Origin of the sequence: Bradyrhizobium sp. AZCC 2176, assembly GCF_036924645.1 — a bacterium.
Lineage (GTDB): Bacteria > Pseudomonadota > Alphaproteobacteria > Rhizobiales > Xanthobacteraceae > Bradyrhizobium.
In genome coordinates this window covers 3,459,396-3,486,058 of record NZ_JAZHRX010000001.1, presented here as the reverse complement: position 1 = coordinate 3,486,058, position 26,663 = coordinate 3,459,396, and the positions used below count along the sequence as shown (strand labels likewise).

Genomic DNA, 26,663 nt, shown 5'->3' with positions numbered 1-26,663 from the left:
GAAAATCTCGCGGATGACGCCGCAACGAAATCTTTACCGTGATTTGTGCGACGCGATATTCCGGTTTGTTCGGAAGCGCTTAGTTTCGATTTGCCTGGTTAATGGCCTGCGCGTGACTCGATGCTGCCATGCATAATCGAAAATCGCGGAACAAAATCGCTTGTTGGATTCTCCACGTTCAGTTGAACTGGTTCGCGTCACGGCAGTGGCAACAAATCGCCGTCACGTCGTTGTTTCGAACGAGTCTGTTCATCGAAAGCTAACGCGATCCGCCACAGCCTGACGAGAAACGGCGATTGAGGCGCACGAACTGGCGCGATGATCGCAAGGCTTCGGAGGAAAACAGAGACGGCCGCGACTCGCGAGCCGTCCACGCCACGGAACATTTCCGGGGAGGCGCCCATGATGGCTGAACGTCTGCACAGCCGCGCGCTTGTGCAACAGGGCAGATTGCCGCCCGACCGCAGGCTCAGGAACCGAATCATCATCGCGAATGCGATCGCGTGGATTGCGATCGTCATCCTGATCGGCCTGCTCGTTTTCTAGACACCGCAGCCTCGGTACATTGTGTCATGGATTGACCGCCACCTGGTTCCATGATCGACATCGCAAACCATGCACCGAACATCTGCGGCACCTTCGCGCACCGTTTCCGCTTCAGCGCCGGCGGATACCCGCATCTATGCGGTCGGCGACATCCACGGCCGCGCTGATTTGCTGAGCGAAATCACTGCGCGCATCGACGACGACATCCGGCGCCGGCCCATCGCGCATACGGTCGAAGTCTACCTCGGCGACTATGTCGATCGCGGGCCGCACTCGAGGGCGGTGATGGATCTACTGGCGGTCCGGCTCGTTGCCAATCACGCGGTGTGCCTGCGCGGCAACCACGAGGCCGTGATGGAAGGTTTTCTGCAGGACCCGGCCATTCTGCAATACTGGCAGCAACTGGGCGGCATGCATACGCTTGCGTCCTATGGTGTCGAGCTGCGCGACGGAACCGAGACGGCGAGCGATCTGCATCGCCGCTTTCTTGACGCGTTTCCGCGTGCACACGCGTTGGTCATGCAATGCTTGCGTAACCAGTTCAGTTGCGGCGATTTTTTGTTCGTTCATGCCGGCATTCGCCCGGACATCCCGATCGAGCAACAGGATGTTAACGATCTGATCTGGATTCGAGATGAGTTCCTCGACTGCACGCGGAGGCACGAACGATTCGTCGTGCATGGTCACACGCCGGTGCCGCATCCGGATATTCGCCACAACCGAATCAACATCGACACTGCTGCGTGGCGGACCGGAACCCTGACCTGCATCGCGATTGAAGGATCGACGATCCTTTTCTTGTGACATGCGTGCAACGACTTGTGACCAGCCTGCGCGCATCTTGGGCACGCGGAACTCACACCTCACATTCTTTTGCCGTGATTGCTTCTCTATGATCGGCGGCTGTACATGCACTCATGGAGATGCAGCCATGCAGCAACGGTCGTCCAGCGCCGGCCCGACGCTTCACTTTCTTCTTTTCGTCCTTGCGATCACCGGCATCAGTGCCGGTCTTTCGATTCATGCTTCAGCACAAACGCCGCCATCCGCATCGTCCGCGGAAGGTTACATCCTTGGCCCGAACGACCGAATCAGGCTGAAGGTCTACGGCGAACCCGACATCACCGGCGAGTATGAAATCGACAATGGCGGCAAGGTTTCGATTCCACTCGCGGGCCATATAAAGGCTGCCGGCGCCACAACGCGGCAACTCGAGAAATCGATCGCATCCGCGCTTGCAAAGGGAATCGTGCGTGATCCGCGCGTGAACGTCGAGATCGCGCAGTATCGTCCGTACTACATTCTCGGCGAAGTCAAGAAGAGCGGCGAATACCCGTACCGCAATGGGCTGACGGTCCTGGACGCGGTCGCAAGCGCCGGCGGATTCACGTATCGCGCCAACGAGAACAAGGTCTATCTGCGCCGGGCAGGCGCCGGTGCTGAAGAGATCGTGCCTCTCGATGCTCCTGTTCCGGTTTACCCCGGCGACAACATTCGGATTCCGGAACGCTACTTCTAGCGTCGCGGAACCAGATGGAGTGCATGCCGCTCGCGGGCGAATGACGACGTGTGTGTTGCGTTGTCGTCACATCGAGCGTTTTGCAATGCGAAATATTTTGCGGCGCGAGGAAAACTTTTTCCGGCAAGGCGCGTTGCAAGCGAGCGCATCACTTCAATCTCACAACTCAATCAAACCTTGCGCCCGCGTACCGAGTATGAGGCCTGCCTTTCTAATGCGCAGTCGACGATCATTTTCTGAGCGACGGGCTTCGCCCGTCAAGTGTTCGCCGCCTTCGCGTTCCCGCAAGGGATGGGTGATGGGATCTGAGTTTGAAATGGCAGGGTTGGATGCGTCCGAAACAAGCGGAGAACGATTCCGTTCGATACGCGTATCCGGCCGACGCCGCTTCAACCTCTTGCCGGCGCCGGCTGCTGCAATCCTGCTGGGTCTTGGATCGTCGGCGCATGCCCAGGCGATCCCGTGGACCAACGGAGAATTCGCTTCGCCCTGGAACGCACAGAAAATCTTTGAGCCGTCGTCGCTGCCGGACAGGACCGATCCGGACAATCGCGAAGAAATCCCGCCCGAGGACATGCCGGTGAAGAAGCGACAGCAGCCTGGCTACGAGCCCATCGGCATTCGCTCCGGCTCCTGGATGTTCAACCCGTCGCTGACCGCCGGCACTTTTTACGACAGCAACGTCTTCGCGTCGGGCACCGCGCAGCGTTCCGATATAGCGGCGGTGATTGAGCCGACGCTTCGCGCGCACTCGCTATGGGGGCGACACGGTCTGGACCTGAAGCTGGATGCGCAGTCGACGGCCTATAGCCAGTTTTCGAGCCTGAACCAGACCAATGCCAGCCTGAAGGGCAATGGCTGGCTGGACATCACGAACGACACGGTACTGCTGGGCAGCTTTCAGATCGCGCATCTGAACGAAGGTGTCGGCACGCTCACTTCCCCCGCCAACGCCATATCGCCGACGCCATACAACCTGATGTCCGGCGACGTCACGCTGCGCAAGGAATTCAACCGGCTGACGACCTCGGTCGGCTTCCGTACCGATTCCTACGACTACGGATCGACGCGCGCGCAGGACGGCACCGTCATCAACCAGGACGCCCGCGACGGACAGGTCTACGCGCTGCACAGCCGGATCGACTATGCGATCTCTTCCACCCTCGGCTGGTTCGGCGGCGTGGAAGGCAATCAGCGCGACATCAGGGGAACGCCGGGCCACACGCTGGACTCGCAGGGGTATCGCGCCCTGTCCGGCATCACGGTCGGCTTCGGCAATCTGGTGACCGGCGAGTTCGGCGCCGGCTATGTCCAGCAGCGTTTCGACGATCCGTCGATCGGCAACATCGAGGGTCCTTCCTACCGCGCGCGGCTGACATGGCGGCCGACGCGCCTGCTCGACGTGCATTTCAATGCCGAGCAGCTCGTGACGCAGACCACCGACACCAGCGCCACCGGCGTGCTTGCCAATGCAGTTCAAGTCGGCCTCGACTACGAACTTCGGCGCAACATCATCGTGTCGCTCGCGGGCGGTTACGAGAACGACAAGTTCTTCGGCCAGCTCCGCAGGGACAACGTGCTCACGTCAGACACCCGCGTCAAATACCTCGTCAACCGCTTTGCCGCGGTTTCGGCCTACTACCGCTACACCAAGCGCGACAGCGACATTCCCGTCTTCACCTTCGACAAACACCTGGTAGGAATGAATGTTACAGCGCAATTCTGACCTGCCCTATGTGATCCCCGACGAGCCTGCCGCCCGCCCCGCGGAAAGCTGGCAGTATCCGACCGTCGATCTGCGCGAGATGGGCCGCATCCTGCGCCGTCGCTACAAGATGGTGGCGCTGCCGACCTTGGCGCTGCTCGGGCTGGCGCTGACCTATTTGATGTTCGCGACCACTCTATATACGGCGACGTCCACCGTGCTGGTCGATCCGCGCCGCGCCAATGTCGTCGAAACCAACCAGTCCGTGCTGTCGAACTTCGGCACCGATGATGCAACCATCGAAAGCCAGACGCTGTTGATCCAGTCGGGTGCGATCCTGCTGCGCGTGGTCGGCAAGCTCAAGCTGATGGAAGACGAAGAATTCACGCCGAAGCCCGGCCTGCTCGATCCGATCAAGCGGCTGTTCAGCAGCAGCGGGCCAAGCGACGGCGCGAGCCCCGAGGACGCGGCGCGAGCGCGATCGGTGGAGATCCTGCAGAAACGGATGAAGGTGACGCGGCAGGGCACCACCTTCCTCGTTGACATCGCCGTCAGTTCGGAATCGCCGCAGAAGGCCGCAACCATCGCCAACGCGATTGCAGACGCGTATTTCGAGGAGCAGGTTCGCGCCAAAAACGAAGCGACGCGCATCGCCGCCACTTGGCTCAACGGCCAGATCGACGAGTTGAAGTCGAGGGTCGTCGCCTCCGAAAAGGCGGTCGAGGATTATCGATCCGCCAACAATTTGATGGTGTCGCAAGGCGTCACGCTCAACGACCAGCAGATCACCGACCTCAACAACAAGCTGATTGCCGCGCGCGTGCAAACGGCGGAGGCGCGAGCCAAGTATGAGCAGATCCAGGACATCGCGAAATCCGGCGGCGATCCCGGCGGCATCAACGCCGCCATTTCCTCGGAAATGATCACCAAGCTGCGCACCCAGTATGCCGACATCGCCAAGAACGAAGCCGACCTGTCCAGCAAATACGGCGCGCGCCATCCCCTCGTCGCCAATGTGCGGGCGCAGCGGCGCGATACCCAAAGGCTGATCAACGAGGAAATCCGGCGGATACTGGACAGCACCAAGCACGATTACGACGTGTCGCGCTCCCGCGAGGCGTCGCTGCAGCAGAGCCTCGACCAGCTCCAGGGCGTGTCCACCTCCTCAGGGCAAGCGCAGGTGCGCCTGCGCGAACTGCAGCGCGAGGCCGAAGCCAACCGCACGCAGTATGAATCCTATCTGGCGCGCTCCAAGGAAACGACGGCACAAGAGAGCCTGGAGATGCCGGATTCCCGGATCGTCACCAAGGCCAGCATTCCGATCAGGCCGTCATCGCCCAAGACGATGCTGATCCTGGGCCTTGCCGTGATGCTCGGCCTCGGCGCGGGCAGCGTGCTGGCATTCCTCACCGACTATCTCGACGGCCGCATCAAGACGCTCGAACAGGCTGAAGCCATTTCGGGCGTACCGGCGCTGGCCGCAGTTCCGTTGGTCGGCGCGCGCGAACTCGCCCGCCTCGCCCGGCGCGGGCGCAACGAACTCGGCCGCTATGATCCGAAGACCGCCAGACTTCTGCCGGCGCCGCTGCAGCCGCCTTTGACGCGCTACGCGATCGACGAACCCGGCACGTTTTTCGCGGAAGCGATCCGTGCCGTTCGCCTCGCGCTGCAACGGACGATGCGATCGCAGCCGGTGAAAGTCGTACAGGTCACCTCCGCGCTCGACAGCGAGGGCAAGACCACGCTCTCCATCAATCTTGCGCAATCGCTGGCGATGCTTGGCATCCGGACGCTTCTCATCGATGGCGACCTCCGCAATCCGCAGGTGACGCGCTCGCTATGCCCACGCGCCGATGCCGGCCTGCTGGAAGTCGCGATCGGCCAGACCGCACCGGAACACGCCATTCTGGTTGATCCCAGCACCGGGCTCTCAATTCTGCCGTCGACCAGGATCAAGGAGGTCGAATACATCACCGAGTTGATGTTCTCCGACCGGATCGTCGACGTTCTCGATCATTTCCGTCACCGTTACGAACTGATCGTGATCGACTCGCCGCCGCTGGTGCCGCTGGTCGACGGCCGCGCGCTCGCCGAACTGGCCGATCGCATCATTCTGGCGCTGGCCTGGGACCAGACCCCCGGCGAAGTGCTGTCCCATGCCATGGACCTGCTGTCCCCAGTGAGCGACCGAATCATGGGCACGGTGTTGACCCGCGTCGATCTCAGCCGCCTGCAGTTCTACGACTATTACCGCAGCTCGGCCTATCTGAAGCCGTATGGCGCCGCGAGCCTCCATGCCGGAGTGGCGCGGTGAGAATGCGCGGACCATTGAACGGACCGGCCGGCGCCACGCAGGTGCGCCGTCGTCCCCTTGTGTCGCCGGCACTACGGCCGGCTTCCCATGCGCATGGGCGCATCGCGAATGCCGACGCGTTCATCGAACGGGTCGCGACCGGTTTGATGCTGCTGGCCGTCATCGCAACATTCACGCTCTCGTCGTCCGTCCTGACCAACTGGAAAATCCACTATATGACGGCGGGCGGTAATTTTTACGAAAAACTTCACCCGGCAACCTATTTCACGTTGCTGGGATTCGGTCTCCTGTTGCTGCGCAGCCGCGGCCCGGTTGGCGAGATCAACCGGGTGTTTTCCGAATCGAAGCTGCTGCTGGCCTATCTGCTCTGCTGGCTGTTTCTGCTGATCCAGGTGGTGGTGCTCGAACGTCCATTCACCGTGATCATCGACACGTTCCTGCTGCCGATCCTGATTGCGATGGTGATGTGGCAGCTATCATCAGCGCAGAAACGCCCGCTGGCCTGGGCCATACACTTCACGATCCTGCTGAACGTCGTGCTCGGCTACTATGAGTATTTCTCCGGGCATCGGCTGATCCCGTTGACGCTCGGTGACGTCGTGGTGATGGGAGAGTGGCGCTCCGCGGCGCTGCTGGGCCACCCGCTCACGGCATCCGGCATCGTCGGCGCCTATGTGCTGGCGCTGGTGCTTCGTCCGGCGATCTGTCCACCAGTCCTGGTGCGGCTGCCACTGATCGCATTCTGCCTCGGATCGCTGATGGCCTTTGGCGGCCGAACGTCGCTGGTCACGGTGCTGGCGATGATCGGGCTGGCCGGGAGCTTTGAAGCGTTTCGCCTGATGCGGGGAAAGCGAACGCCGCTTCCCGCGGCCATTCTCGCGATCTGTGTGCTGTTTGCCGCGGGCGCCGTCATATTCGCCGCGCTCGACCTCGGCATTTTCGACAAGATGCTGCTGCGCTTCTCTTCCGACAAGGGCAGCACGTTGGCGCGCTTCGCCACTTTCAGCCTGCTCTCGCACTTCGACTGGCATGAACTGATCCTCGGCCCCAATCCGGTTCGGGTGAATGCGCTGCAGTCGCAGCTCGGCCTCAACTACGGCATCGAAAACTTCTGGATTTCGTCCGTCGTCCAATTCGGCCTCGTCCACACCATCCTGCTGACGATCGGACTGGTCTGCTTCTTCGTCGAATTGGTGCGCCGCTCGAACCGGGCGGTATGGGCCATCGTGCTGCTGATCGTCATCATCGCCGCCAGCTCGGTGAGCTTCTCGTCGAAGAACATTCAGCTGACGCAGTTCGTGATCCTCATAGCGGTCCTGCTGCCGCGCGAGCCGCGGCGCGTTAGCGCGCCCGCGCAAGTCCGCACACCCATCAGCTACCGGTCCGTTCCGGCATAACTCGGGATTCCCTTTCGCATGACTATCTATGTCGACAACACCCATCTCGGACGTCACGTCACCGGTCTCGAGCGCATCACGCTGGAGCTGTTCTCCGAGGCCGCGCTGGCGCCGCTCGATGTCGTGCCTGTGAGGGCGAAGGGTCTTCGCCAGATGCTGACGACGCAAACCCTGGGATTGCCGATGCGGCTCGCCGCTTCGTCCTCCATCCTGCTATGTCCCGGCTTTCCCCCCAGTCCGCTGCTGCGGCCGTTTGCATCGCGGGTGCTGCCCTATATCCATGATGATTTCCTGATCACGCGGCGCGCCGAGCTCAATATGCGGGCGCGGCTCTATATGGCCGGGCCGTTCAAGTTCGCGTTGCGCCACTACCCGCGCTTTCTGGCGAATTCCGGCGACACGCGGCGCAGACTTGCCGCGCATTGCCGGTCCGATGCCGAGGTGACGCTCTATCGGCCTTCGGTCCGCAACGTGTTTGGCCTCGACCCCGGGCAACGCGGCGAGCGCAGCGCGCGGCCCCAACCGCTTCGGCTGATCGCGCTGGGCACGGTAGAGCCGCGCAAGAATTTCACAGCGGCGGCGAAAATCCTCGACGCCTTGCGCGCACAGGAATTTCCGGATGCAACGCTCGATATCGTCGGAAGGCCGGGCTGGGGTAACGACTGGCACGCGCTTGAGGGGCAACCGGGCGTTACGCTGCATGGATATCAGTCCGCCGACCGGGTCAATCAATTGCTTGATGCCGCCGATCTGTTCGTCTGCACGTCCCATGACGAAGGCCTGGGGTTGCCGCTGCTGGAAGCGCAATACGCCGGCCTGCCGATCATCGCTCCCGATGCGGCCATCTTTCGCGAGGTGCTTGGCGAGTCCGGTATCCATATCAACACCGCCGATCCCGCCTCGGCCGCTGCGCGGATCGCCGCCGCGCTATCGAACGAGGACTGGCGCGCCCGGTACGTAGCGCAGGCGGTGCGGAATCTGGCGCGATGGAACGATCTGGCCCGCAGCGACCGCGATGCGGTCATCAGCCTGATCGCCCGGCTGGCCGCCTGATAACAGCCCTTCCAGAGGAATTTCGGGTCCGGAGTACCGCAGCCTTGCATGACACCAGCACCACAAGGCATCAGGACGGGTTGCGCATCGTTGCAGCCGGCGCCGTGGTGATCCTTCACTATTCCGATTACTTCAAGGACATTCCTGTCGGCCGCTTCATGGTCGCGCACACCTGGCACTTCAACCTGTTCGTCGATCTGTTCTTTGTGATCTCCGGCTTCGTCATCGCCCGTCAATATTTCGGCCGCGTCGATGAGGCCGCATCGATCGGCCGGTTCCTCTGGCGCCGGATCGCCCGCATCTATCCGCTGCATCTCGCCACGCTCGCCTTCTATCTGGCGCTTGCCGGTGCGCTGCATTTCGGCGCTGCCCGGACCGACAATCCCGCCCGCTACCCGCTTTCCGACCTGCCTGCCCAGTTCCTGCTGCTCCACGCCTTCATAGGCGAGCGCCTGACCTTCAACTTTCCGAGCTGGTCGCTGTCGGCGGAGATGTTCTGCTATCTGCTTTTCCCGCTCGTCGCCCTGATCGCGCAACGTCGCAAGGAAGCGGTCGTTGCGCTCGTGGTCGTCGCCGCACTCGCCAACTCGCTATGGGCCTGGACAGCGGGAACAACGCCATGGGCTGACTGGATCAATCAGGGCGGCGCCTTCAGGGCGCTGCCTGCCTTCAACCTCGGCATGGTCTGTTATCTGTTTCGCGGCCGGATCGCGCACTGGCCGGCGCTTCCCGGCGCGCTGGCTGCATCGCTGGCGGCGTTCATCGCACTCGGCTCCTGGCTGCCAACGATGACTGCCCTGATCGCGATCTACGCCATCGCAATGCTTGCCGTTCAGGCAGACTGCGCGGGGACCGAGACGCTGCTGTCGCGGCTCCGCTTCGATCGCTGGTCGCCGCTGACCTATTCCTGCTACATGCTGCATATTCCGGTTGCGACCGTCATCATCACCTTCGGATCGCGGTTACTCTCCCTGTCGCCGCATGAGCGGCTGATTCTTGCGCCGGTGGCGATCGTCGTTCTTGCATTCGCAAGCGTCGTGTCGCTGCGCACATTCGAAACGCCGCTGCGGCGATATCTGACCGAGGCCTACGACCGCCGCGCCATCAGGCCCGCGCCGTCTCCCGCGATTTCTCAGCAGGAGCGCACATCATGACGGTCATGGAGCGCATAGCGGCAAACCCGCGATCCCTGAGCATCGCGCACGCGCCGGCTCAGAGCCGCGACGGCGTCGTCGACGCCATGCGCGGCATCGCCATCCTGATGGTGATCGGAATCCATTCGCTGCCGCAGCCGCTCGATGCTGTCTGGGCAAAATCCCTCGACGCGGCGCTGCGGCCCTGCGTGCCGGTCTTCCTGTTCGTATCGGGATATCTGACCGCACTTTCCGGCCGCGTGCCGCTCGCAAAGCGGTTGAAGGCGGCTGTGATCCCCTACGCGATCGCGTTCGCCGCCGCCTATGCCTACATGGCCCTGCACAATCCGGCGATGGACCATCGCATCGGCACGGCGCTCGCCCGGTTTGCCCTCGGATACGTCTTCGTCTACTACTACGTCTTCGTCTATGTCTGCTGCATGCTCGGCCTATGGCTCGTCTTTGCGATTAGCGGCGCCGGACAACCGGCTTCAAGCAAACGGATCGCGGCGCTCTTGATCCTCTCGATCGGATGCGGCCTGCTTGCAGGCAGCTATCTCGACCCGGCCATGTCCCGGCTCGGCGCCTCGGACGGATTGCTCGACGAAGTCCGCATGCGCGACATTCCATTCTGGTTCTCCTTCGTCGCACTCGGCGCGCTGACCGCGATGTTCGCAGACCTGCGGGACCAGGGCATGCACCGCGCGCTCATTGGCGCCATGCTGGCGGCCTACATGGTCTATGCCGCCGTGCGCATTCTCGGCCTTGGCGATGCCGCCACCTACGATTCGACCGCCTTCTTCCTCTATGCCGCCCTGTTCTGCGTCTCACTGTTCGCCATCCAGCCGAGATCGCCGCCGCTTGGATGGTTCGGCTCGGGCAGCTATTTCATATATCTCTGGCACATCTTCATCGTCATGGCGCTGCGCGATCACACCGCGCTGCGCCAGCTCGGCGGCATCGCCGGCTTTGCCGTTTGTTGCGGCTTGACTGTCCTCCTCTCCACGGCCGCGCTGCTGGCCGTCCGGCAGCTCGCCTCCCCCCGACTCTGCCGCTGGCTGGGGGCCTGAGCATGCTGTTAAAACACACCCTGCTCTATCTGCCCGCGCAATTCGTCGGACCGCTGTTCCAGCTTCTGGCGATGATCGTTTGGACGCATGTCGTCGATGAGCATACGCTCGGCGTCATCACATTGATCACAGCCACGCACGAATTGCTGCAGATCGGCTTTCTCGCCTGGTGGTCGCAATATGCGCTGCGGTTCCTCGGACGCTACCAGGACGTCAACGACGCGCCTCGCTTCTATCGCACCGAAAACGCGGTGTTGCTGGTGTCCATTGCGTTGCAGAGCGCGGCCGTCATCGCAATCCTGCTACTGGTCATCGCGCCCGAGGCCAGAACGGACCTTCTCCTTGCCGCGGTCGCCTACGTGATAACCCGATCCCTCAACCTCTATATCGGCGAGCGTGCCCGCGCACAGCAGCAGATCCGGGTCTACACGATCCAGCAGGTATTCGGGCCGTCGGTCGGTTTTGTCGCCGGCCTGGTGTTGATCAGATTGTTCGGCCAATCGGCGGAGTGGCCGCTTGCGGGATACACCGCGGCACAACTGACCGCAGCGTTGATCGTGCTGCCCGCCCTCCGCAACGGCTACCGGCTTTGGCCAATCGACCGCGAGATCGTCACGCACGCGCTGCGCTACGGCATTCCGCTGATCGTCGGCGGTGCGCTCGGCTGGGTCGGTCTCAATGCGTCGCGCTTCATCGTCAACCAGATGTCGGGCGTGGCCGCAGCCGGACTGTTCGCGGTGGGTTACGGCCTCGGCCAACGCGCCGCAGCAGTCGCCGCCATGCTGGTGACGGCCGCCGCGTTCCCGCTTGCGGTCAAGAGCATGGAACAGGAGGGCAGCCAGGCCGGCATGCGCCAGCTTGCCGCCAACAGCGCGCTCCTTGTCGCCATCCTGGCGCCGAGCCTCGCCGGCATATTCATGCTGAGAACCGAGATCGTGCACCTCTTGATTGCAGCGCCGTTCCAGGCGGTGACGCTCGCCATCCTGCCACTCTCGACGCTCGCCGGCGCGATCCGCAACCTTCGCGCCCATTTCGGCGATCAGGTGTTTCTCCTGCAAAACCGCACGCGCTGGATGATGGCCATTGCGGCGATCGACGCGTTGACGACCGTGGTGCTGAGTGCCCTGTTCCTGCCGCGTTGGGGCCTCACCGGCGTTGCCGGCGCAACCGTGCTCGCGGCGCTGGCCGCGGCCAGCGTCAGTTTCTCGATCGGGTTTACCAGGTTTGGCCTGCGCCTTCCGGTCGGCCATCTCGTACGCATCGCGTTGGCCACGATTGCAATGGCAGCGTTGCTGCGGATCTTCCCGGAAGCGCGCACCATTGCCGTGTTGGCGGCGCATGTCGCGGCAGGCGCCGCCGTCTATTTCGGAGCGCTCGCGCTACTCTACGCACCGACGCTGGTGCGGATACTCCGCCCACGCCCCCAACATTTGGGGGCATGAGCGCATTCACTACAATCGGCAGCCAATCGGCGGCTATGACTTCCGGGTATTCTCGAACGCACGCGCCATCGCGAACCAGAGCGGCTTCTTCTGCATCGACGAATCGAACGGTAGCGGACGAGGCAGCCGCTGCGCGAGGGGATCCTTCTTCTTCGCCGCATCGGTATAGAACGAGTAGTTGTCGGCAAGTTCCCAGGCAATCACCACCTTGACCGCGGGAACGCGTAGCACGTTGTTCAAGTACTTCTCAGCCGTCTCGGCGATCATGGCATCACGGGCCGCCACGTCATCCGGAAACGTATCGTCGCGCACGTCGAACTCGGTCAGATAGATATCGACGCCACGTTCGGCGAGCGCGTGAAGGAATTCTGCAAAACGTCCGGGGTCGTGCGGATAACGCGGCTGCAGGTGACTTTGCAGCCCGACGGCATGCAGCGGCACGCCGGCATGCTTCAATTCGTCGACCAGTTGCAGCAAGCCGCGGCGAACCGTAAGGCCGACATCGTCGTCGCGCTCGCTCTGCGCCTCGTTGAGGACCAGTTTGGTCTTCCGGTCGACCATCGCCACGCGCTCAAAGGCACGGCGCACATATCCCGTGCCAAACGTGTCGTACCATGGACCGAGCCGGTAACCGCCGGGCGCCTTGTGCCCGGGCCAGAACGGTTCGTTGACGACGTCCCATGAGTGCAGCTTGCCGACATAGCGGGCAGCCACTTCCTCGATATAGGAATCGAAGAACTTTTCGCGCTCGGCGCCGCTCATGCTCCTGATCCATTGCGGAACCCATTCGTTCCAGATCAGGCAGTGGCCACGCATCGGAATATTGTTGCCTGCACAGAATTGCAGCAAGCGGTCCGCGCTCTCGAATCGCTTCGGCCCTGGTTGCGGTGCGATGGTTCCCATCTTCATCGCAATGTCCGTCGTAACGATACGCGTCTGCGTCTGATAGAGCTCGCGATAGGCATGATCCTTGTCGATGACTGGACCTGCCGCTGCGCCGAACACGATTCCGTTACGAGCCGCGATCGCGCCGAGACTCTGCGTGGGCTGCGCGGCGAATACTTGCTTTTCGTACGTCGCAACACTTGCTCCTGCGATAAGAGCGATCGCATTTCGCCTCGACCACTGCTGCATAGCTGATCTCCACCACGTGAATGATTCGTCGCCATGTCTCGCTGTTCACATCGCGACGTCGCCATCGTTGCGTCGCATTAGTTCGATTTCGTGACGATACCGGTTGAGAAAATTTTTCGGCACGCAGTTCCCGTCGCAACGCGACGGCATGTCGATAGTCCCAGCGTGAATGCGTCTCTCGATCAAACCATCCTCAGGAGAATCGACATGGCGGAACCGCCGACATCGTTGCAGCCCAGCCTCACTGTCGACGGCATCACCATCAATGTTCCGTCGCTTCCCGCGGCGGTCTCGTCGATCGTGTCGGCCGCGCAACATGGCGACAACTTCAGCGTCTGCACGCTCAATCTCGATCACGTTGTCCAGTTGCAGCAACACGCCAACTTTCGCGCCGCCTATCGTCGTGCCCGATTTGTCACAGCCGACGGGTTCCCGATTGTCGTGCTGAGCCGTCTGATGGGTACGCGAATCGAGCGGACGACCGGCGCCGATCTCGTCGAACCGGTCTGTGCGGAAGCGCGAAAGAAAGGATTTCCGGTCTTCTTGTTGGGCGCGAACGATCTCACGCTCAACATGACGGCGCAGCGTTTGTCGGAACGATTCAAGGGATTGCAGATCGCGGGATGCCTGGCGCCGGGGCCGGGGTTCGATCCCTATTCCAGCGAAGCCGATGCGGCGATCGAGCGTATTCGTGACTCGGGCGCCAGACTCTGCTTTGTCGCGCTGGGCGCGCCGCGGCAGGAGCTGTTCGCCGCGCGATGCCTCGACGAGTTGAACGGAACCGGCGTGTTATGTATCGGCGCCGCTCTCGATTTCATTGCCGGCACGCAGAGCCGTGCACCTTCCTTCGCGCGCAGGACCGGACTCGAATGGGCGTGGCGCATGCTGCGCGAGCCGCGCCGACTCGGTCCTCGCTATGTCAGATGCATGAGTGTGGTCCCGCGTCTTGTTGCGCGAACCATTCCGCAAATCGTCCAGGCACGCATGAGGAAAGCCGCATGACTTCAACATTGACCCTTGCGCTGCGCGCGCGGAATGCCAACCGGATCAAACCGCGTTACCAGATCTGCCTGATCCATCCATTCGATCCGCGCGGCGAAAAGGTCGGCGGCCTTGAAACCTACATCCGCGACTTCATTACATTTCACCCCGTTGACACCGACATCCTCTTCATCGGCGTCGACTCGACGGGCGAGCTGGAGCTCGGACGGCTTCACCGGATGACGTTCCGCGGCCGCGGCTTCGACTTCCTGCCCATCCTGCACTATTCGGATCAGCAGGCGCGCGAAGCGGCACGCAGCATCCGCACGTCGCTGACCGGGCAGTTCTTCATGGCGCTGCTCCGCCACTTCGGCCCGATCGCAAGGCTGATCCGCGCCAGGCGATGCTCGGTCGATCTGCGGCGGGTGGAATTCTCGTGGCTGCCGGCGATCCTGCGGCTGCCCTTCGTGCAGATGCTTCACGGCGAGGGCGCGCCGAAACTGCAGATGGATTCGCTGCTGCGGAAGTACGCCTTCGTCCACAACACCGGCGAGCGATTTGCCGTCGCCATGAGCGAGAAGTTTCTCTGCGTCAATCCATTCATCACCGAACGGCTGCAGCAGACCTATCCGCGCCGCAAGGACAAGATCGACACGCTCTGGACCTGGGTCAACACGGATATCTTCAAGCCGCAACTCTGGCCGCTCAACTCCTCGCCGTTCCAGATCGTGTTCGCGGGCCGGCTCGATGAGTTCAAGGATCCGCCGCTGATGTTTCGCACCATCGATCGCGTGCGGCAGCGATTGAACGGCGATGTCAGGTTTCACTACATCGGCACCAGCGACCCGCACCGGTTCGAGGAATTTGCAGCCATTGAAGACATCACCGTGCGCCACGGCTTTAAGGATGCCGCGGGAATGGCGGAAACCTTGGCAAGCGCGCATGCCGGCATCCTGACATCGGAATTCGAGGGCATGCCGCGTTGCGTACTGGAAACTTTGGCGGTGGGCCGGCCCGTGGTTGCCATGCACCTGCCGCAACTTGAGCCCGTGATCCACGCCGGCGCCAGCGGCTATCTGGTGGCGCGCAGCGGCAGCCGCGACGACATGGCTGAGGCGCTCGCCCAGCGATTCATCGATATCAGGACGGCCATCGAGGCGGGTGCGATGAATCCGGTGCACATCGCCGAATCCATCAGGGCGTTCACCCCGGGTACCCAGCTTGCCCGGGTATTCCGCTATCATCAGGAAATTCAGGATGCGCGCGGCCTTGCCGCCGCGGCGCCGACCTATTGAGGGCGCCGGGTTGAACATCCTTCTGTTGACCAGCGAGTTCGCTCCCGCGATGGGCGGCATTGGGACTTACGCCCGCGAAATCGCGGCGGCGGCCTGCCGGCTCGGCGCAAAGGTCACCGTGGTGGCGCCCGATTATGCGCGGCAGACCCACGACGACGGGTCCCTGCCCTTCGATGTCGTTCGGTTTCGCGGCGGCCTCCACTCCATGCGCGACCTGCCGCGCAAGATCATGCTGGCGCGCCGCGGCGTCCGCAGCGATCGATACGATGTTGTCCATGCCGCCGACTGGCCGTTCTTCATTCCGCTTGCGCTTTCGAGGTGGCGAACGCCGGCGCGGGTATTGATGACGGTGCATGGCACCGAGATCAACGAAACGCAGACGCCGCTGAAGCGCATGGCGATCCGCAGCGCCGGTGTGTTCGGGCCGCGGACGGAGGTCGTCGCCAACAGCCGCTTTACCGAGACGCTGTTCCGTGAGCGATTTGCCGTCGACCCGCGCAGAATCAGCGCGATCAATCTCGGCGTATCGGAATTCTGGTTCGGTGCGCAAAGGACACGCCGCGAAGTCCGCCTGGCTCATCGTTTGCCGGAGGACCGGCTGGTGATGGTCACGGTGGCGCGAATCACGCGCCGCAAGGGACATCATCTGACCCTTGCTGCCCTGTCGCGACTTCCCGACGATCTGCGCAACCGCATCACATGGCTCGTGATCGGACCGGACGGCGAAGCCGATTATGTCGGCGAACTGCGGCAGGCCGCCGGTCAGGCAGAATGCGACATTCGCTTCCTCGGCCCCCAGCCGAACGAGGCAATCCGCGATCTCTATGCGGCTTCGGATTTCTTCTGCCTGACGGGGCTGCCTGACACGACCGGCCGGGTGGAGGGATTTGGACTGGTCTATCTCGAGGCCGGGGCCGGCGGCCTGCCAAGCGTGGCGACCGCGGTCGGCGGGGTGCCGGACGCCGTGCTCGCCGACGAGACCGGAATTCTCGTGCCGCCGTCGGTGGAAAGCATATCGGAGGCGATCGCAGAGCTGGCTGCTGATCGCGGCCTGCGTGCCATTCTTTCGGCGGGCGCCTCCGCCCATGCCCGCGCCCTTTCATGGGAACGCTGCGCGGCCACAACCTACGGCCTGACCTATTCCGGCAAGCGGGCATTCGCGGACCGCACCCTCGGAGTAACGGCATGAAGCCAGTGGTCGCGACCGCAATGCTGCTGGCGCTCGCGACCGGTGCGGCGCGGGCGGATAACGAGAACTGCCGCAAGAGCCGCGAGTATTTGCTGGGCACTCCGGGCGGGGACCTGACCCTGACGCCGCAGGCCTACAATGACCTGTTCAAGACTTGCGTCGCGACGTCGGCCATGCCCAATGTGAAGGACGCGTACATACTGAGGGATGGCGGCATCGCCGTGGTCCCGAAGCAGGACAGCGTTTCCGCAACCGCCGCCACGCTTGCGCAGTTCTGCGATGCTCATCCGCACGGCGTGCTGCGGTTCATCACGGCCAAGGAAAAGCTTTCCATCCGCTCCGTCACCGACGTCGCGCGGATGTCGTCGACTTCGTCGACACCGTGCAAGAAGATCAAGGGCCTTTCGTAAGGCCCGCGCGCGCCGAACCTCACTTTTGCCGATCGTAGTATTCCGGCATGGCGTGCGGATCCATCGCCTGCTCGGCCCTGCGCCCGAGAAAGAAGAAGCCGCTGGCGGCGTCCGCTGCAGCCCGGCCGCGGCCGAACGCATCGAGATACCTGATCCAGAAGAACGGCAGCACGATCAGGCGGGACAGCTTGTTGCCCGCGCCGAGCGCGCGCGAGAAATAGCGGATCGACCAGGTCAGCGCCACGCCGGCGCCGCCGACCGGCCCGGCGCTGATTTCGGAGAATCGCCTGAACAGCCAGCGGTGACCGCTCTGCGTGAAGCGCGAGAAGTCATAGGCCCGCTCGTGCACCTGCTGCATGAACGGCGTCTCCGCATAGACCAGGCCTTCCAGCCGCAGCACCCGATGCAGTTCAGCAACGACGGTTGCGGGTTCCAGCACGTGTTCCAGCACCGCCTGCACCCAAACGCCATCGAAGACGCCATCTTCAAACGGCAGCCGGTGGGCGTCGGCCACCAGTACCGTATGCGGCGAGGCATAGACGTCGGTGCCGACGAGTTCGATGGATTCATCCCGGTAGAGTTCGTCTGCGCCCGAGCCGATCGTCCCGCCGCCGATCACGAGCACGACCGGCCGCCGCGACTCCTGCTTCAGCAGATCGATGAATCTCGTGCTGTTGGAGACCGCAACCGGGTTGCCTCCAAAAGTCAGACGATGCAGCCGCGATCCGATGGAACGGCGGCTGACGTCCCGCTGCAGCGCCGAGCCGTTCTCGGCATCGTACATTCGGCGCTCAAAAATGCTGGCCGCAAAATCGATCAGCACCGGTTGCGCACCGACCATGGGAAACCCGGCCTTGCTGTAGTCACAGGCGCGATTGGAACAGAACGGCTGTGACCACGGGTTCCGCAACGCCGACGAACAGCGGGGACAGCGAAGACGCGTTTTCCAGTGCGCTGGTTCCGTATTCGCTACCGAATGATCGACGGCAGAAAGCTGCAAAGAAGGACCTCATATGTCATTTCTTCTGCCCTGCCCGCATCTGGTTCGCAGTCGATGCTATTTCGAATGCGATCGCAGCGCAACAATGCGGGGCTGGGGAACAATTCGGATAGTTGCAATGTGGATGTCGCAGGAAGCCGCAGCCAGACGCCACCGTGAGGACTTGCGGAAAGCAACGCACGAACCCGCCCTGCTGTTTCGGACAAAATTTTAGGATTTCTCAAAATGCATTCCGGCCCGGCGCCGCCGGCTGGGTGACATGCCTCAACCGGCGTAACCCGCGGCTGCCATCGGCATGCCCGGTCGTCTGGGAGGTCAGGGCGCCGTCCGGCGCGTAGTTGGATTGAAGATAGAATCCGCTCTCTTGTGTCACCGTCTCCTGCACGAGTTGACCGGTCTGGTCATACTTGGATGCGGACATTGCCGCCGCCAGTATCACGTGGCCATGCGCCATTCGGACTGATGAGACTTAGCAAAGACAGGCCCGCAACAAGGTCTCATCGCAGCGGCGCGGTGATCCGCGCGTCCGCTGGCTAGGCGATCTCGCCGTGGCGCGCTATTCTTTCTTCCACCTTAGTTGTGTCGGCTGCAACAACCTGGTGACTCATGGACAGCGATCCCTCACAGATCCCGGTTGTGCCAATTCCATTCGAGCACGGCCTGCCCCACTTTGCGCACAGCCTCACCGGAGGAAAAGCCAAGATCGTCGCGATCGGCTCGTCGACGACGGCGGGCCACAACAATATCAAGGCCTATCCGGAACGGCTGCTGTCGCTTCTTCAGGCCGAATATCCGACCGCCAAGATTACCATGGTCAACAAGGGAATCGGCGGCCAGGAAGCGCCGATCGAGCTTCAGCGGTTCGATACCGACGTCATCGCCCAGATGCCCGATCTGGTGATCTGGCAGGTCGGAACAAATGCAGTCTGGCAAAGACCAGACCACAATCCTCCACCTCCCTCCTTCAACGAAACCACCAGGGCCATCCGCGATGGTTTAGTCAAGCTGCGCAACGAAACGCAGGCCGACGTCGTCCTGATGGATCTCCAATATTTGCCGGCTGTGCTGACGCCGGCCAAGAAAGACAAAGCGATCGCAATGGTCGAGGCGATCAGCGAACTGGCGCGGGACGCCGGCGTCAATGTGTTTCGCCGCTTCGCATTCATGAAGGACCTGTATCAGGTAGAGCAGATCTCGTTCGACCGGATGGTCGACCCGATGGATGACGACAGGCTGCATGACAGCGACTGGGTCACGCAGCGTGTGGCGTGGGCGGCGAGGCTCGCGATCGTCGGCGGCGTCGATAAGGCACGGTCATCGGCAGCCGCGAACATCGGCTAGGGCGCGTCACGCATACATCGCGGCCGCTCAAATCGAACCCGTTGAATGTCTGCCATGCGGCCTGACAGCGGCGCGAAAGCCTTTGAGGACTCCGGAGTCCGGAAAATTCCCTCGATCTTACCGCGGGAGCTCGTTCGAGAATACCCGGCTGGCCAGCACATCCGCCGCCTCCAGCGACATGATATCGTCGGCCGTCAGCACGCGGTCGGGATCGGCGACAAGACGATTGGCTTGGCGCAACCGCATGCGGTCGATCGCGTTTCGGATCGAGCGCGCATTGGAGAACAGCGGCTGGATCTTGCGCAGCGCGATGTAGCGGATGAACGCCTCTCGTGCATCGGCGCTGAACTTGTAGTTCATCTCGTGCAGCATCAACTCGGCGATGGCGAGCAACTCATAGCCGGAATAATCCGGAAAATCGATGTGATGGGCGATGCGGGAACGAAAGCCGGGATTTGAGGCAAAGAACTTGTCCATGCGGTCGCCGTAGCCGGCGAGGATTACCACCAGATCCTCCCGCTGCGATTCCATCACCTGCAGCAGGATCTCGATCGCCTCCTGGCCGTAGTCGCGTTCATTGTCCGGCCGATACAGGTAATAGGCCTCATCGATGAACAGGACGCCGCCCATCGCCTTCTTCAGCACCTCCTTGGTCTTGGGAGCGGTGTGGCCGATATATTGTCCCACCAGCTCATCGCGAGTGACGGAGACGACATGGCCGCGGCGCACGAAGCCAAGCCTGTGGAGAATGCTCGCGATCCGCAGCGCCACCGTGGTCTTGCCGGTGCCGGGGTTACCGGTGAACGACATGTGCAATGTCGGCACCTCCGTCGTCAGGCTCATGCGCTTGCGGATCCGTTCGATCAACAACAGCGACGCAATCTCGCGAATGCGGGTCTTGACCGGCTTCAGCCCGATCAGCTCGCCATCGAGCTGGGAGAGAATCTCTTCGATGCCGACGGCTTCAAGCTCGTCGCGGAGGCTGACCGTATCCGTCATCGGGGCGGTATCCACGTCCATCTGCTACCCTCAACGTGCTGTACGCGCATCTTCGAAAAAAACTCCGTCGCCGCTTCCGCAGCGACGGAGCAGTGCATCCGGCAGACGCAGGCACGATCAGGGAGAACGTGTCTGCCGGACCGAACCTGTTGCCTAACCGTAGCGCCGCCCCTCCGGACAGTCGGTGGCGTATGATTTGGTCGTATAGCGGATGTTGCGGCCGGCCACTTCGTGCCGCTCGAGGCGGAAGCCGGGTTCATCCTTCGGCCGGTTGACGATGAAGGACAGCCGCACCGATTCCCAGCCGTGACTGGAATCGAATGCCGACAGGCGGATGTAACGGTCGCCATATACTTTGCGGCATTGATCGAGCTCCATCATGACGCCGGCGGCGTCGCGGAGATCGAACATCGGCAGGCCCCACATTTCCCAGAAACTGTTGCGGGGATGCGGATCGTCGGTGAATTCGATGTTCACCGCCCACCCCTGCTCCAAACAGTACTGGACCTGGCGGGAAATCTGCTCGTCGGTAAGATCAGGCAGGAACGAGAAGCAGCCTTGGGTAATGCGCATGATCTGAAAGCTCCTTACATCGCGACAGAGGGCGTGGGGACGTAGTCCGGCATGTCGGTCGATTCATAGTTGAAGGTGACGTTCTTCCAGACCTCGAGCGCCGATTTCAGCGGCGTGCAGGTCTCGGCCGCCTTGGCCAGAATCTCGGGGCCCTCGTGCAGGTAGTCGCGGCCCTCGTTGCGCGCGAGGATCATCGCTTCCAGCGCCACGCGGTTGGCGGTCGCGCCGGCCTGGATGCCCATGGGATGGCCGATGGTGCCGCCGCCGAACTGCAGGATCACGTCTTCGCCGAGATGATCGAGCAATTGATGCATCTGTCCGGCGTGAATGCCGCCGGACGCCACCGGCATCAGCCGGTTGAGGCTGGCCCAGTGCTGGTCGAAGAACACGCCGTGCTCCAGCCGCATCGGATTGTAGTCCTCGCGGCAAATGTCGTAGTAGCCGCGCGTGGTCGCCGGGTCGCCTTCGAGCTTGCCGACCACGGTGCCGGCATGGATGTGATCGACGCCCGCGAGCCGCATCCATTTCGCGATCACCCGGAACGAGACGCCGTGGTTGCGCTGCCGCGTGTAGGTCGAGTGCCCGGCCCTGTGCAGATGCAGGATCATGTCGTTACGCCGGGCCCATTTCGCCATCGACTGGATCGCGGTGTAGCCGATCACGAGGTCGATCATGATGATGACCGAACCGAGTTCCTTGGCGAATTCGGCGCGCTCGTACATGTCCTCCATGGTTCCGGCGGTGACGTTGAGATAGGTGCCCTTGATCTCGCCGGACGCAGCCTGCGCCTTGTTGACGGCTTCCATGCAATAGAGGAACCGCTCGCGCCAATGCATGAACGGCTGCGAGTTGATGTTCTCGTCATCCTTGGTAAAGTCGAGCCCGCCCTTCAGGGCCTCATAGACCACACGTCCGTAGTTGCGGCCGGACAGGCCAAGCTTCGGCTTGACGGTGGCGCCGAGCAGCGGCCGGCCGAACTTGTCCATGCGCTCGCGCTCGACCACGATGCCGGTCGCCGGCCCCTGGAACGTCTTTACATAGGCCACGGGCAACCGCATGTCCTCGAGCCGCAACGCCTTCAGCGGCTTGAAACCAAACACGTTGCCGATGATCGAGGCCGACAGATTGGCGATCGATCCGGGTTCGAACAAATCGAGGTCGTAGGCGATGTAGGCAAAATACTGCCCCGGCGAGTTCGGCACGGGATCGACGCGATAACATTTGGCGCGGTATTTCTCCGCGGCCGTCAGCCGGTCGGTCCACACCACGGTCCAGGTCGCGGTCGAGGATTCGCCTGCCACCGCCGCCGACGCCTCGACCGGATCGACGCCGTCCTGCGGCGTCACCCGAAACAGCGCGATGATGTCGGTGTCCTTGGGCGTATAATCGGGCTCCCAATAACCCATCTTCTTGTATTCGAGGACGCCTGATTTATAGCGATCCTTGCCGCGAACGGTCATCGAGTGCATGTTCATACTGGTCTCCTCGTCGGGTGTGCGGCCATGGATCGGGATCGAACGCGTCATCAATTCATTCGGCGGCATCGGCCATTCCTCCCATGCGTGGATCGAGCGCGCCCGAGCGGTAGCGCTTTGCCATCTCGGCCAACGGAACGACCTTGATCTGGGAGGCGTGGCCCGCGGTGCCGAATTGCTCGAAGCGCTCCCGGCAGAGATCGCGCAAGCCATCCATCGCCGGTTTCAGGAATTTGCGCGGATCGAATTCGCTCTTGTTTTGCGTCGCCACCTTGCGGAACGCTGCCGCCATCGCCAGCCGGCAGTCGGTGTCGATATTTACCTTGCGGACGCCGTGTTTGATGCCACGGACGATCTCCTCGACCGGCACGCCCCAGGTCTGCGGCATCTCGCCGCCGAACTGGTTGAACATGTCCTGCAGCGGCTGCGGCACCGAGGATGAACCGTGCATCACCAGATGCGTATTCGGCAGCCGCCGGTGGATTTCCTCGACTACCCGCATGGCGAGGATATCGCCATCGGGCTTGCGCGAGAATTTGTAGGCGCCGTGCGAGGTGCCCATCGCAATCGCCAGCGCATCGACCCTGGTGGCGCGAACGAAGTCGACCGCCTGATCGGGATCGGTCAGCAGTTGATCGTGGCTGACCTCGCCTTCGACGCCATGGCCGTCCTCCTGCTCGCCGCCGCCATGCTCCAGCGAACCGAGCACGCCGAGCTCGCCCTCGACCGAGGCGCCGATCCAGTGCGCCATGTCGACCACGCGGCGGGTGATGTCGACATTGTATTCGTAGCTCGCCGGGGTCTTGGCATCGGCCTTCAGCGAGCCGTCCATCATCACTGACGTGAAGCCGTGCTGTAGCGCGGTGGCGCAGGTCGATTCCTCGTTGCCGTGATCCTGGTGCAGGCAGAGCGGAATCTGCGGATACATCTCTTCCAGCGCACCGATCATCTTCGCCAGCATGATATCGTTGGCGTAGGAGCGCGCGCCCCGCGAGGCCTGGATGATGACGGGCGCATCGACGGTAGAAGCCGCCTCCATGATCGCAAGGCCCTGCTCCATGTTGTTGATGTTGAACGCCGGGACGCCATAGCCGCGCTCAGCGGCATGATCCAGCAATTGCCTCAGCGTAATTCTTGCCATGGGAACCTCCGTCTCATTGCTCGTGTGCAGACCGTCGTGGGCAGCTCGCCGCCAGCCTTGCGCGGGCGATGCAACGCAGCGCCGCCTTCGCCACTGCGTCCGCGGTGATGCCGAATTCGCGATAGAGTGTTTCGGCCGGTGCGGAGGCGCCAAAGCCGGTCATGCCGACGAACTCGCCGTCGTCGCCGAGCCAGCGCGCCCACTCGCCCTCGACCGCGGCTTCGACACCGATACGCGGCACGCGTCCAAGCACCGCGGTCCGGTATTCGCGCGATTGCTGACGGAACAGCTCGAAGCACGGCGCCGAAACAACGGCGGCGCGGATGTTCACGCTGCCCAGCAGTTCCGCTGCGTGTCGTGCGATCGATACTTCCGAGCCCGCTGCGATCAGCGTCACGTCGCGGCGATCTTCCGGCTCAACCACGACGTAAGCGCCGAACGCGACCTGATTGACGTCGCTTACGGCCTCGCGAAACGTCGGAAGCGCCTGCCGCGACAGGCACAGCACCGACGGATTATTTTGCGCCCGCAGCGCGCAATCCCAGGCTTCCGCCGTCTCGACGGCGTCGCCAGGCCGGAACACCAGCAGGTTGGGGATAGCGCGAAGTGACGCCAGATGCTCGACCGGCTGATGGGTCGGTCCATCCTCGCCGAGGCCGATGGAATCGTGCGTCATCACATGGATGACGCGAACGTTCATCAGCGCCGCCAGCCGGATCGCCGGACGGCTGTAGTCGGCGAAGCTCAAGAACGTGCCGCCATAGGGAATGAAGCCGCCATGCAGCGCAATGCCGTTCATTGCCGCGGCCATGGCGTGCTCGCGGACGCCATAGTGAACATAGCTGCCGTCGAAACAGTCGGATTGCACCGGCTGATGCGTTTTGGCGCGCGTCAGATTGGAGTGGGTCAGGTCGGCAGAGCCGCCGAGCAAATTCGGCAACGCCTCTGCGATTCCATCGATCACAAGCTGCGACGCCTGCCGGGTGGCGATGTTCGGCCGTTCGGCGGTGAAGCGATCGCGCAAGCGCGCCATCGCGTCGAGGTAGCCGCACGGCAGATTGCGATTAAGGGCATCGTGGAACGGTGAGCGCGTTGCAGCATCGAAGCACCTTGTTCGCTCGATCCAGCTTCGGCGGGCGGCGTGCCCGCGGGCGCCGGCCTTGCGCCATTGATCAAGGATGGATTCCGGAATCTGGAACGGCGGATGCGGCCAGTTCAGCGCATCGCGGGTCTTGGTGATCTCATCTGCGCCGAGCGGCGCGCCGTGGGCCTTTTCGCTGCCCTGACGGTTCGGCGCCCCGAAGCCGATCAGCGTACGGCAGGCGATCAGCGATGGCCGGTCATTTTCCCGGGCCCGCTCGATGGCGGCGGCAATCGCTTCGGGATCGTGGCCATCAATCCGGCAGGCCGACCATCCGGACGCCCTGAACCGTGCGAGCTGGTCGTCCGAGCACGACAGCGACGTCGCCCCGTCGATCGAGATGCTGTTGTCGTCGAACAGCACGATCAGCCGATTGAGCTGCAGATGGCCGGCCAGCGAGATCGCCTCGTGGCTGAGGCCCTCCATCAGGCAGCCGTCTCCGGCAATCACGTAGGTGTAATGATCGACGAAGTCGTCGCCGAAGCGTGCGTTCATCAGCCGCTCGGCGAGCGCCATGCCGACAGCGGTCGCGATGCCCTGCCCGAGCGGTCCGGTGGTCGTCTCGACGCCCGCCGTATGGCCGTATTCCGGATGCCCCGGCGTCTTCGATCCCCACTGCCGGAAGGCCCTGAGCTCGTCCAGCGTCATGCCTTCGTAGCCCGTCAGGTGCAGCAGCGCATACAGCAGCATCGAGCCGTGGCCGGCCGACAGCACGAAGCGGTCGCGGTCCGGCCATGCGGGGTCGGAGGGATCGAATTTGAGGAAGCGCGAGAACAGGACGGTAGCGACGTCGGCCATGCCCATCGGCATGCCCGGATGGCCGGACTTCGCCTTCTCGACGGCGTCGATTGCGAGGAAGCGGATGGCGTTGGCCATCTCCGCGTGCGAAACATCGGGACGGCTGGCGATGCGGGACAAGACGGGAGCGTTCATATCGTGCGCCTCTTGCGTTCCATCAGTTGCAGGATCAGTGGGGTGAGGATGAGCTGCATCGCCAGGTCGAGCTTCGCGCCGTGGATCACGATCGAATTGGCGCGCGACATGAAGCTGTGCGGAATCATCGACAGCAGGTACGGAAAATCGATGCCGCGCGGATTCCTGAGGCGGATCACCACCATCGATTCATCCGGCGTCGGAATCCACCGCGCGATGAACGGGTTCGACGTATCGACGGTCGGCACGCGCTGAAAATTGATGTCGGTCTCGGCGAACTGCGGACAGATGTAGTTCACGTAGTCGGGCATTCGCCGCAGGATGGTGTCGGTCACCGCCTCCGCGGTATAGCCGCGGGCGCTGCGGTCGCGGTGCAGCTTCTGGATCCATTCCAGGTTGATCACCGGCACGACGCCGATCTTGAGATCGGCATGCTGTGCGACGTTGACCTTGTCGGTCACGACGGCGCCGTGCAGTCCCTCGTAAAACAGCAGGTCGGACCCCGCCGGCAATTGCTCCCATTCGGTGAAGGTACCTGGCTTGGCGCCGTACAGTTTTGCCTCTTCGTCGTCGTGGACGTAGTGACGCGTCGTTCCGGTGCCGGATTCGCCGTAGTCGCGAAATACCCTTTCGAGTTCCTCGAACAGGTTGGTTTCGGGGCTGAAATGGCTGAAATGCTTATTGCCGAGCTCGGCCTCCTCCAGCATTTTGCTGCGCATCTCGACGCGATTGTAGCGGTGGAAGGCATCGCCTTCGATGTAGGCCGCAACCACCTTTTCGCGGCGGAAGATCTGTTCGAACGTCTTCTTCACCGACGTCGTGCCGGCGCCCGACGAACCCGTGATCGATATGATGGGATGAGCCCGCGACAT

At 62.7% G+C, this 26,663-nt stretch carries 24 protein-coding genes; 15 read left to right on the top strand and 9 right to left on the bottom strand.

Features of this window, described 5'->3' with window-relative positions:
- Positions 1–402 precede the first annotated feature (402 nt).
- From V1288_RS16180 to V1288_RS16135, 10 genes are all read left to right on the top strand, one after another.
- Positions 403–546 (top strand): hypothetical protein, encoded by a 144-nt coding sequence (locus V1288_RS16180; RefSeq protein ID WP_334357979.1) that lies wholly within the window; start codon positions 403–405, stop codon positions 544–546.
- Positions 547–615: 69 nt separating this feature from the next.
- The gene (locus V1288_RS16175) at positions 616–1,350 is read left to right on the top strand and encodes a metallophosphoesterase family protein (RefSeq protein ID WP_334357978.1); all 735 of its coding nucleotides are present in this window, start codon (positions 616–618) and stop codon (positions 1,348–1,350) included.
- 1 nt (position 1,351) lies between these two features.
- Entirely contained in the window at positions 1,352–2,065 is a 714-nt protein-coding gene (locus V1288_RS16170; protein WP_334357977.1) for a polysaccharide biosynthesis/export family protein, read from the top strand.
- A 298-nt stretch (positions 2,066–2,363) separates the two neighbouring features.
- Complete coding sequence (locus V1288_RS16165; protein WP_334357976.1) at positions 2,364–3,791, top strand: outer membrane beta-barrel protein; 1,428 nt, start codon at positions 2,364–2,366, stop codon at positions 3,789–3,791.
- Positions 3,772–6,084, top strand: coding sequence for an AAA family ATPase (locus tag V1288_RS16160; protein WP_334357975.1), 2,313 nt, complete (start codon positions 3,772–3,774; stop codon positions 6,082–6,084). Before V1288_RS16165 ends, V1288_RS16160 begins: the two co-directional genes overlap by 20 nt.
- Positions 6,085–6,086: 2 nt before the next feature.
- Positions 6,087–7,481: a VpsF family polysaccharide biosynthesis protein gene (locus V1288_RS16155; RefSeq protein ID WP_334357974.1), complete on the top strand. Its 1,395-nt coding sequence runs from the start codon at positions 6,087–6,089 to the stop codon at positions 7,479–7,481.
- Positions 7,482–7,499: 18 nt separating this feature from the next.
- Positions 7,500–8,534 carry a glycosyltransferase gene (locus V1288_RS16150; RefSeq protein WP_334357973.1) on the top strand — a complete coding sequence of 345 codons (1,035 nt, stop codon included), beginning with the start codon at positions 7,500–7,502 and terminating at the stop codon, positions 8,532–8,534.
- Positions 8,535–8,578: 44 nt separating this feature from the next.
- Positions 8,579–9,688 carry an acyltransferase family protein gene (locus V1288_RS16145; protein WP_334357972.1) on the top strand — a complete coding sequence of 370 codons (1,110 nt, stop codon included), beginning with the start codon at positions 8,579–8,581 and terminating at the stop codon, positions 9,686–9,688.
- Positions 9,685–10,737: an acyltransferase gene (locus V1288_RS16140; RefSeq protein WP_334357971.1), complete on the top strand. Its 1,053-nt coding sequence runs from the start codon at positions 9,685–9,687 to the stop codon at positions 10,735–10,737. Before V1288_RS16145 ends, V1288_RS16140 begins: the two co-directional genes overlap by 4 nt.
- A gap of 2 nt (positions 10,738–10,739) precedes the next feature.
- Entirely contained in the window at positions 10,740–12,179 is a 1,440-nt protein-coding gene (locus V1288_RS16135; RefSeq protein ID WP_334357970.1) for a lipopolysaccharide biosynthesis protein, read from the top strand.
- Between the two features lie 33 nt (positions 12,180–12,212).
- On the opposite strand, the gene V1288_RS16130 is transcribed toward V1288_RS16135, so the two are convergent.
- The gene (locus tag V1288_RS16130; RefSeq protein WP_334357969.1) at positions 12,213–13,313 is read right to left on the bottom strand and encodes an endo-1,4-beta-xylanase; all 1,101 of its coding nucleotides are present in this window, start codon (positions 13,311–13,313) and stop codon (positions 12,213–12,215) included.
- A gap of 207 nt (positions 13,314–13,520) precedes the next feature.
- On the opposite strand from V1288_RS16130, the gene V1288_RS16125 reads away from it, so the two are divergent.
- The 4 genes from V1288_RS16125 to V1288_RS16110 are packed head-to-tail and all read left to right on the top strand — an operon-like array spanning position 13,521 to position 17,188.
- Complete coding sequence (locus V1288_RS16125) at positions 13,521–14,315, top strand: WecB/TagA/CpsF family glycosyltransferase (RefSeq protein ID WP_334357968.1); 795 nt, start codon at positions 13,521–13,523, stop codon at positions 14,313–14,315.
- Positions 14,312–15,589 carry a glycosyltransferase gene (locus tag V1288_RS16120; RefSeq protein ID WP_334357967.1) on the top strand — a complete coding sequence of 426 codons (1,278 nt, stop codon included), beginning with the start codon at positions 14,312–14,314 and terminating at the stop codon, positions 15,587–15,589. The genes V1288_RS16125 and V1288_RS16120 overlap by 4 nt, the downstream gene beginning before the upstream one ends.
- Before the next feature lie 10 nt (positions 15,590–15,599).
- Entirely contained in the window at positions 15,600–16,778 is a 1,179-nt protein-coding gene (locus tag V1288_RS16115) for a glycosyltransferase family 4 protein (protein WP_334357966.1), read from the top strand.
- Entirely contained in the window at positions 16,775–17,188 is a 414-nt protein-coding gene (locus V1288_RS16110; RefSeq protein ID WP_334357965.1) for a hypothetical protein, read from the top strand. Before V1288_RS16115 ends, V1288_RS16110 begins: the two co-directional genes overlap by 4 nt.
- Positions 17,189–17,207: 19 nt before the next feature.
- Here the strand turns inward: V1288_RS16110 and V1288_RS16105 are convergent, their stop codons facing one another.
- Positions 17,208–18,029, bottom strand: a complete 822-nt coding sequence (locus tag V1288_RS16105) for a class I SAM-dependent methyltransferase (RefSeq protein ID WP_334357964.1) — start codon at positions 18,027–18,029, stop codon at positions 17,208–17,210.
- 379 nt (positions 18,030–18,408) lie between these two features.
- Complete coding sequence (locus tag V1288_RS16100; RefSeq protein WP_334357963.1) at positions 18,409–18,609, bottom strand: hypothetical protein; 201 nt, start codon at positions 18,607–18,609, stop codon at positions 18,409–18,411.
- A gap of 185 nt (positions 18,610–18,794) precedes the next feature.
- Between V1288_RS16100 and V1288_RS16095 the strand changes: the two genes are divergently transcribed.
- Positions 18,795–19,529, top strand: coding sequence for an SGNH/GDSL hydrolase family protein (locus V1288_RS16095; RefSeq protein ID WP_334357962.1), 735 nt, complete (start codon positions 18,795–18,797; stop codon positions 19,527–19,529).
- Positions 19,530–19,646: 117 nt separating this feature from the next.
- On the opposite strand, the gene cbbX is transcribed toward V1288_RS16095, so the two are convergent.
- The 6 genes from cbbX to V1288_RS16065 all read right to left on the bottom strand — a co-directional run bounded on the left by cbbX (position 19,647) and on the right by V1288_RS16065 (position 26,663).
- Complete coding sequence (gene cbbX, locus V1288_RS16090) at positions 19,647–20,528, bottom strand: CbbX protein (RefSeq protein WP_334357961.1); 882 nt, start codon at positions 20,526–20,528, stop codon at positions 19,647–19,649.
- A 153-nt stretch (positions 20,529–20,681) separates the two neighbouring features.
- Entirely contained in the window at positions 20,682–21,101 is a 420-nt protein-coding gene (locus V1288_RS16085) for a ribulose bisphosphate carboxylase small subunit (RefSeq protein WP_334357960.1), read from the bottom strand.
- A gap of 14 nt (positions 21,102–21,115) precedes the next feature.
- Positions 21,116–22,576, bottom strand: a complete 1,461-nt coding sequence (locus tag V1288_RS16080; protein WP_334361321.1) for a form I ribulose bisphosphate carboxylase large subunit — start codon at positions 22,574–22,576, stop codon at positions 21,116–21,118.
- A gap of 55 nt (positions 22,577–22,631) precedes the next feature.
- On the bottom strand, positions 22,632–23,717 hold the full coding sequence (gene fba / locus V1288_RS16075) for a class II fructose-bisphosphate aldolase (protein ID WP_334357959.1): 1,086 nt from the start codon (positions 23,715–23,717) through the stop codon (positions 22,632–22,634).
- 13 nt (positions 23,718–23,730) lie between these two features.
- Entirely contained in the window at positions 23,731–25,791 is a 2,061-nt protein-coding gene (gene tkt / locus V1288_RS16070) for a transketolase (protein ID WP_334357958.1), read from the bottom strand.
- Positions 25,788–26,663 (bottom strand): phosphoribulokinase, encoded by an 876-nt coding sequence (locus V1288_RS16065; RefSeq protein ID WP_334357957.1) that lies wholly within the window; start codon positions 26,661–26,663, stop codon positions 25,788–25,790. Before V1288_RS16065 ends, tkt begins: the two co-directional genes overlap by 4 nt.

What these genes read in the sequence shown, in the direction of transcription:
- V1288_RS16135 (WP_334357970.1), top strand. Translation starts at nt 10,740, where the DNA reads ATGCTGTTAAAACACACCCTGCTCTATCTGCCCGCGCAATTCGTCGGA.
- V1288_RS16100 (WP_334357963.1), bottom strand. Translation starts at nt 18,609, where the DNA reads ATGTCCGCATCCAAGTATGACCAGACCGGTCAACTCGTGCAGGAGACG.
- V1288_RS16130 (WP_334357969.1), bottom strand. Translation starts at nt 13,313, where the DNA reads ATGCAGCAGTGGTCGAGGCGAAATGCGATCGCTCTTATCGCAGGAGCA.
- V1288_RS16080 (WP_334361321.1), bottom strand. Translation starts at nt 22,576, where the DNA reads ATGAACATGCACTCGATGACCGTTCGCGGCAAGGATCGCTATAAATCA.
- V1288_RS16170 (WP_334357977.1), top strand. Translation starts at nt 1,352, where the DNA reads ATGCGTGCAACGACTTGTGACCAGCCTGCGCGCATCTTGGGCACGCGG.
- tkt (WP_334357958.1), bottom strand. Translation starts at nt 25,791, where the DNA reads ATGAACGCTCCCGTCTTGTCCCGCATCGCCAGCCGTCCCGATGTTTCG.
- V1288_RS16105 (WP_334357964.1), bottom strand. Translation starts at nt 18,029, where the DNA reads ATGGTCGGTGCGCAACCGGTGCTGATCGATTTTGCGGCCAGCATTTTT.
- cbbX (WP_334357961.1), bottom strand. Translation starts at nt 20,528, where the DNA reads ATGACGGATACGGTCAGCCTCCGCGACGAGCTTGAAGCCGTCGGCATC.
- V1288_RS16160 (WP_334357975.1), top strand. Translation starts at nt 3,772, where the DNA reads ATGTTACAGCGCAATTCTGACCTGCCCTATGTGATCCCCGACGAGCCT.
- V1288_RS16150 (WP_334357973.1), top strand. Translation starts at nt 7,500, where the DNA reads ATGACTATCTATGTCGACAACACCCATCTCGGACGTCACGTCACCGGT.
- V1288_RS16125 (WP_334357968.1), top strand. Translation starts at nt 13,521, where the DNA reads ATGGCGGAACCGCCGACATCGTTGCAGCCCAGCCTCACTGTCGACGGC.
- V1288_RS16120 (WP_334357967.1), top strand. Translation starts at nt 14,312, where the DNA reads ATGACTTCAACATTGACCCTTGCGCTGCGCGCGCGGAATGCCAACCGG.
- V1288_RS16165 (WP_334357976.1), top strand. Translation starts at nt 2,364, where the DNA reads ATGGGATCTGAGTTTGAAATGGCAGGGTTGGATGCGTCCGAAACAAGC.
- V1288_RS16085 (WP_334357960.1), bottom strand. Translation starts at nt 21,101, where the DNA reads ATGCGCATTACCCAAGGCTGCTTCTCGTTCCTGCCTGATCTTACCGAC.
- V1288_RS16065 (WP_334357957.1), bottom strand. Translation starts at nt 26,663, where the DNA reads ATGTCGCGGGCTCATCCCATCATATCGATCACGGGTTCGTCGGGCGCC.
- V1288_RS16095 (WP_334357962.1), top strand. Translation starts at nt 18,795, where the DNA reads ATGGACAGCGATCCCTCACAGATCCCGGTTGTGCCAATTCCATTCGAG.
- V1288_RS16110 (WP_334357965.1), top strand. Translation starts at nt 16,775, where the DNA reads ATGAAGCCAGTGGTCGCGACCGCAATGCTGCTGGCGCTCGCGACCGGT.
- V1288_RS16140 (WP_334357971.1), top strand. Translation starts at nt 9,685, where the DNA reads ATGACGGTCATGGAGCGCATAGCGGCAAACCCGCGATCCCTGAGCATC.
- V1288_RS16175 (WP_334357978.1), top strand. Translation starts at nt 616, where the DNA reads ATGCACCGAACATCTGCGGCACCTTCGCGCACCGTTTCCGCTTCAGCG.
- V1288_RS16180 (WP_334357979.1), top strand. Translation starts at nt 403, where the DNA reads ATGATGGCTGAACGTCTGCACAGCCGCGCGCTTGTGCAACAGGGCAGA.
- fba (WP_334357959.1), bottom strand. Translation starts at nt 23,717, where the DNA reads ATGGCAAGAATTACGCTGAGGCAATTGCTGGATCATGCCGCTGAGCGC.
- V1288_RS16155 (WP_334357974.1), top strand. Translation starts at nt 6,087, where the DNA reads ATGCGCGGACCATTGAACGGACCGGCCGGCGCCACGCAGGTGCGCCGT.